This is a genomic window from Methanosphaera sp., assembly GCF_022768985.1.
Taxonomy (GTDB): domain Archaea; phylum Methanobacteriota; class Methanobacteria; order Methanobacteriales; family Methanobacteriaceae; genus Methanosphaera.
Genome location: NZ_JALEKL010000006.1, coordinates 66,632 through 72,641 on the forward strand (window position 1 = coordinate 66,632; position 6,010 = coordinate 72,641).

Annotated in this window: 5 protein-coding genes and 1 tRNA gene; 5 read left to right on the forward strand and 1 reads right to left on the reverse strand. The window is 30.7% G+C overall.

Going from position 1 to position 6,010, the window contains the following annotated elements:
• Positions 1 to 303 precede the first annotated feature (303 nt).
• The 5 genes from MRZ80_RS02890 (at position 304) to comE (ending at position 5,774) form a co-directional block, all read left to right on the forward strand.
• Positions 304 to 2,208, forward strand: a complete 1,905-nt coding sequence (locus MRZ80_RS02890; protein WP_292536007.1) for a beta-CASP ribonuclease aCPSF1 — start codon at positions 304 to 306, stop codon at positions 2,206 to 2,208.
• 102 nt (positions 2,209 to 2,310) lie between these two features.
• On the forward strand, positions 2,311 to 3,339 hold the full coding sequence (gene purM / locus MRZ80_RS02895) for a phosphoribosylformylglycinamidine cyclo-ligase (protein ID WP_292536009.1): 1,029 nt from the start codon (positions 2,311 to 2,313) through the stop codon (positions 3,337 to 3,339).
• A gap of 34 nt (positions 3,340 to 3,373) precedes the next feature.
• Positions 3,374 to 4,405, forward strand: a complete 1,032-nt coding sequence (comC, locus tag MRZ80_RS02900; RefSeq protein WP_292536011.1) for an L-sulfolactate dehydrogenase — start codon at positions 3,374 to 3,376, stop codon at positions 4,403 to 4,405.
• Between the two features lie 285 nt (positions 4,406 to 4,690).
• Positions 4,691 to 5,197, forward strand: a complete 507-nt coding sequence (comD, locus tag MRZ80_RS02905; RefSeq protein WP_292536013.1) for a sulfopyruvate decarboxylase subunit alpha — start codon at positions 4,691 to 4,693, stop codon at positions 5,195 to 5,197.
• A 1-nt stretch (position 5,198) separates the two neighbouring features.
• A complete protein-coding gene (gene comE / locus MRZ80_RS02910) occupies positions 5,199 to 5,774 on the forward strand; it encodes a sulfopyruvate decarboxylase subunit beta (protein WP_292536015.1) in 576 nt (191 codons plus the stop codon).
• Positions 5,775 to 5,934: 160 nt separating this feature from the next.
• Here comE and MRZ80_RS02915 read toward each other — a convergent pair.
• Positions 5,935 to 6,009: transfer RNA gene (locus MRZ80_RS02915), tRNA-Glu, on the reverse strand.
• Position 6,010 lies beyond the last annotated feature (1 nt).

A 6,010-nucleotide genomic window follows, 5' to 3' on the forward strand; every position in this document is an offset into this window, starting at 1 on the left:
AAATTGTAATAGATGAATAAATTATGTTAATTCATACTTATATTTAACCTAAATTCTAGGTATATGATATTAAAACAATTCTACTTATCTGTGAATTAACACTACATGATATTAAGTAATAATCAAAAGAAGAAAATTAACCCCTTAAAAATATAGATTTAAATGATTATTAATTTTTTTTATATAAAATTCTAATATGATATTCTAAAGGAAATGGTAAAATAATATAAAACTTTTTTTTATAAAACTTAATAAGAAAAATCCTAAACAATCACATAAAAAAAATATAGAGAGTGATAAGTTATGACAATGATTGAGGAGATTACAGAAAAAATTACAGAAAAGTTACCTGAAAAAGTAAAACTTGCAAAAGTTGAATTTGAAGGTCCTGAAGTTGTAATATATACTAAAAATCCGGAAATTATAAAAGATAATGGAAATCTAATTCGTGAACTTGCAAAAGATACAAGAAAACGTATAATTATCAGATCTGATAAATCTGTACTTTCACCACCAACTGAGACAATTGAAAAAATTGAGGAAATTGTACCATCAGATGCTGAAATTACAGATATTGCATTTGATGAGGTAACATGTGAAGTTATTATTGAATCTAAAAAACCAGGACTTGTTATTGGTAAATATGGTGCAACATCACGTGAAATTGTAAAACAGACAGGATGGGCTCCAAAGATTCTAAGAACACCTCCAATTACATCTGAAACAATACGTAAAATCAGACTTGCATTAAAGAAAAATAGTAAAGAAAGAAAAGCTTTCCTTCAAAGAATTGGTAAAAGAATTCACAGAGAAGCTAAATTTGACAATGACTGGGTAAGACTCACATCACTTGGTGGATTTAGAGAAGTAGGAAGATCATGTCTATTTTTACAAACACCAAATAGTAAAGTATTACTTGATTGTGGTGTAAATGTAGCTGGAGTTGATGAAAAAACAGCATTCCCATTCCTTAATGTGCCAGAATTTAATCTTAATGATCTTGACGCTGTTATCTTAACACATGCACACCTTGACCATTCAGGATTTATACCATACCTCTACCATTATGGATATGATGGACCTGTATATTGTACAACACCAACACGTGATGTAACAACACTTCTTCAACAGGATCATCTTGATATATCACACAGAGAAAACAATCCACTACCATTTAATATAAAAGATGTGAAAGAAGCATTAACTAAAACAATTACTCTTGACTATGGTGAAGTAACAGATATATCACCAGATATAAGACTTACACTTCACAATGCAGGACACATTGTAGGATCTGCTATGGCACACCTTCACATTGGTGATGGAAAACATAACTTTGTATATACAGGTGACTTTAAAAATGAAAAAAGCAGACTTCTTGAACAGTCTGTGTCAAGATTCCCACGTATAGAATCAATGGTTATGGAAAGTACATATGGTGGACATGAAGATAACACACCAACACGTAATACAGCTGAAAAAGAATTAATTAAAAACATCTACTCAACACTTAATGGTGGTGGAAAAGTATTAATTCCTGTATTTGCTGTAGGTCGTGCACAGGAAATAATGATTGTACTTGAAGAATACATAAATCATGGAATACTTAAAGATGTTCCTGTATATATTGATGGAATGATATGGGAAGCAACAGCAATACACACAGCACACCCTGAATTTTTAAGTAAAGATCTTAGAGATCAAATATTCCATGTGGGTAAAAATCCATTTACATCTGAGGTATTTAAGAAAGTTACAAACAATGAACAAAGAGCAAAACTTATTGCAAGTAAAGAGCCATGTATCATACTTTCAACATCAGGTATGCTTACTGGTGGAAACTCTGTTGAATACTTCAAAGCATTATGTGAAGATGAGAAAAATGAAATTATCTTTGTAGGATATCAGTCTGAGGGATCTCTTGGACGTCGTATCCAGAAAGGATTTGATGAAATACCACTTGAACATGAAGGTGTTACAAAATTATTCCATGTAAATCTTAAAGTTGTAACAGTAGATGGATTTGGTGGACACAGTGATCGTAAACAATTAATGGAATATGTACGTAAACTATCCCCTAAACCTGATAAAATCCTTGTATGCCACGGAGATGCATATAAAGCATTAGATCTTGCAAGTAGTATTTACAGATCTTACAAAATTGAAACTAAAACTCCGATGAATCTTGAAACAACAAGATTACAATAAATTTAAAAAATAAAAAAAAGATATATTAATAATAGTTTTAACTTTAATTTGTTGAAATTATCATAAAGTTATTAAAAAATAAATTGAATTTGGTGAATAAATATGGTTACATATTCTGAAGCAGGTGTAGATATATCACTTGAAGAGCAAACAGTATCAGCACTAACAGGTGAATTATCAGAAACATTAAATTATAGAAATATTATAAAAAACAAAGGACACTTCGCAGCTCTTGTTGACTTTGGTGAAAAAGCAATAGCAATGAGTACTGATGGTGTTGGAAGTAAAATATTAATTTCAAAATTAATGGAAAAATACGATACAGTAGGTATTGACTGTATTGCAATGGTAGTTAACGACATATTATGTGTTGGTGCAGAACCTATTGCTATGGTTGACTATCTTGCTGTTGAAAAACCAGAACCTGAAGTTGCAGTAGAAATTGCAAAAGGATTAAAAGAAGGATGTAAACAAGCAAAAATCGCAATGATTGGTGGAGAAACAGCATCCCTTCCTAAAATTATTAAAGACTTTGACCTTGCAGGTACAGGTATTGGAGAAGTTGCAAAAGAAGACATTATCACAGGATCTGAAATTAAAGATGGAGATGTAATAATTGGTATTGCAAGTAGTGGAGTTCACAGTAATGGATTAACTCTTGCAAGAAAAGCATTACTTGACATTTCAGGCTTTGATGTAAATGATAAACTTCCAGCAGATCCAAGTATAACTGTTGGTGAAGCATTACTTGAACCTACAATAATCTATGTAGATCCTATTATGGAACTATTAAATAGTGATGTTGAAGTTCATGGACTTGGTCACATTACAGGTGGAGGATTCAGTAACCTTAAAAGATTAAATAAAGGCATGACATACATCATTGATGATCTTCCAGAAATATTACCAGTATTTAAACAAATACAAGAAGCTGGTATTGAAGATAAAGAAATGTATCATGTATTTAACATGGGAATAGGATTTGCTGTAATACTTGATGAGAAATATGCTCAACAAGCAGTTGACATACTAAGCAAATACCATGATGCATCCATTATTGGAAGAATTAAAGAAGATGAAGACAACCGTGTTTTAATAACAACACATGATAACAAACAAATTGAATTATAAATTTTTATAAACAATTAACTTAGAGGTGGATACTTTGAAAATAAGTATTGATAATGAAACAAAACTAATTGAAACAATGCTTGAAGCATACGGCGTAGAATCTAAAGAAGCTAAAATCGTTGCTGAAGTTGTTGTAGATGGAGATCTTAAAGGATTTTCAACACATGGACTTGGAAGATTCCCACAATATATTAAAAGTATTAAAGCAGGAACAATAAAAACTGATGGTGACTATGAAATAGAAAAAGAATCAGCATCATCTGCTATGATTAATGGTAATCATAAATTTGGACACTATGTTACTGTAAAAGCTATGGATCTTGCAGTTAAAAAAGCTTCAGAAACAGGTGTTGGAATTGTAGGTATACATGACAGTAACCATTATGGTATTGCAGGTTACTATGCAGATCTTGCATCAATTCAAGACATGATTGGTATTGTAATATCAAATACTGAACCTGCAATGGCAGCATTTGGTGGTAAAAAAGCATTACTAGGTACAAACCCTATTACAATCAGTATTCCATCTGATGATATAGACAACTACATCTGTCTTGATATGGCAACAAGTATCACAGCACGTGGAAAACTTCTTGAATCAAAACGTAAAGGCGAACCAATACCTGAAGGTATGGCTCTTGATAAAGATGGAAATCCTACAACAGATCCTGCAGAAGGACTTGAAGGTTCAATCTTACCATTTGGTGGATTTAAAGGATATGGTCTTGCATTTATGTTTGAACTTCTAGCAGGACCTCTAGTATCAGCAGCATGTGGAGAAAAAGTAGAAGGTACAGCAACTCCAGATGTAATGTGTACAAAAGGTGACCTTTTAATTGTAATTAACCCTGAATTCTTTGGTGGATCAATGCAATTTAAATTCTATGTTGATCAATTTGTACGTGAAATAAGAGAAGAAAATGGTGTTATTCCTGGAGATCGTGAAGTACAAAACATATCAACAAACTATGAAAATGGTATAGAAGTTGATGAAGCACTCTATGAACAATTAACTGAAATGGCACAAGAAAAAGGATTAGATATTACATCATACTTTGATGAATAAGCACTTGTACTTATTTTCAAAAAAAATGAAACTCTCCTCCCCACAAATTCACCTCCCAACTTATCACTTTCAATTTTGAAAGTTTTTGAAATATATTTTTTTTTATAAGGGAATTTTAATTTTGATGAAATAATTATTAAATTTTTATATTATATAACTTTGTTAAATAATTAATATAACATGAAAAAATAACTTTAATAAAAAAATTAACATGAAAAAAAAGAAATAATACTTATTAAATTTAATTTTTATAGAAAAATAATTTTTTAGGTGGTAATGTATAATATGGATAGTACTGATGTAATATATCAAGGATTAAAAGATGCTGGAATTAACTTCATTGTAAGTGTTCCATGTGCTAATCTTAAGAAACTTCTTGAATTAATAGATGAAGATGATGAAATTAAACATGTTCCTGTAACACGTGAGGAGGAAGGATTTGGAATTTGTGCTGGTGCATATATGGGTGGTATGAAACCTGCAATTTTAATGCAAAATTCTGGTCTTGGAAACAGTGTTAATGTACTTGCATCTCTTATGAAACTTTATAATTTTCCTATACTTATGATTATAAGTCATAGAGGTACAATTGGTGAGGCTGTATATGGACAAATTCCTATGAGTAAAGCTACAGCTAAGGTTCTTGATAGTCTAGATATTAGTTATCAAACTGTAGATGAACCATGTGATGCTCAAAGTATTGTTAAAAAGACATGGGATATAGCTCAAATATCTGAAGAACCTCAAGCATTACTTTTTGAAATTAGTTATTGGAGTAAGGATGTGATTTAAGATGCAACGTTATGATGCTATAAAAAAGATTGTTGAAACTGTTGATGATGAATTTATAGTTTCAAATATTGGTTTTCCATCACGTGAATTATTTGGAATAAAAGATAGAAAACAGACATTTTACATGTCAGGTTCTATGGGTATGGCTACACCTATTGGTCTTGGTGTTGCTCTAGCTTTAGAGGAAAATGATGATGATCGTAAGGTTATTGTTATTGATGGTGATGGTTCTCTTCTTATGAATTTTGGTGAACTTGTTACTGTTTTTTCACAAGATCCATCAAATCTCATAATTGCATTAATTGACAATGAAGCATATGGGTCTACAGGTTCTCAGAAAACATATGCATCCAACATAAACCTATCTTCTATTGCAGAAAGTATTGGATTTAATGAAGTATACTATATTGATGCAAGAAATTCAACAGATGATATTGATATGACTAATTATATTGATAAAAAAGGACCAGTATTCATACATATAAAAGTTGAACCAGGAAATAGTAAAGCACCAATTATAGATCTTACACCATCACAAATAAAAAATAGATTTATGGATGAAATCAAAAAACAATAACCACCCCTTCTTATTTATCTTCTCTTTTTTTACTTTTTTTATAAAAAATTAAATTAAAAAATCTAAATTAAAATCAAAAAAAATAGTTTTAGATAAAATTGTTATAAAAAAAATAGAAAATAAATCATTAAAAATAATTAAAATTTACAATAAGAATAAATGCTCCGACCGGGATTCGAACCCGAGTCTTCGGCTCGAAAGGCCGAAATGATTGGCCGGACTACACTATCGGAGCA

What these genes read in the sequence shown, in the direction of transcription:
- MRZ80_RS02890 (WP_292536007.1), top strand. Translation starts at nt 304, where the DNA reads ATGACAATGATTGAGGAGATTACAGAAAAAATTACAGAAAAGTTACCT.
- purM (WP_292536009.1), top strand. Translation starts at nt 2,311, where the DNA reads ATGGTTACATATTCTGAAGCAGGTGTAGATATATCACTTGAAGAGCAA.
- comD (WP_292536013.1), top strand. Translation starts at nt 4,691, where the DNA reads ATGGATAGTACTGATGTAATATATCAAGGATTAAAAGATGCTGGAATT.
- comE (WP_292536015.1), top strand. Translation starts at nt 5,199, where the DNA reads ATGCAACGTTATGATGCTATAAAAAAGATTGTTGAAACTGTTGATGAT.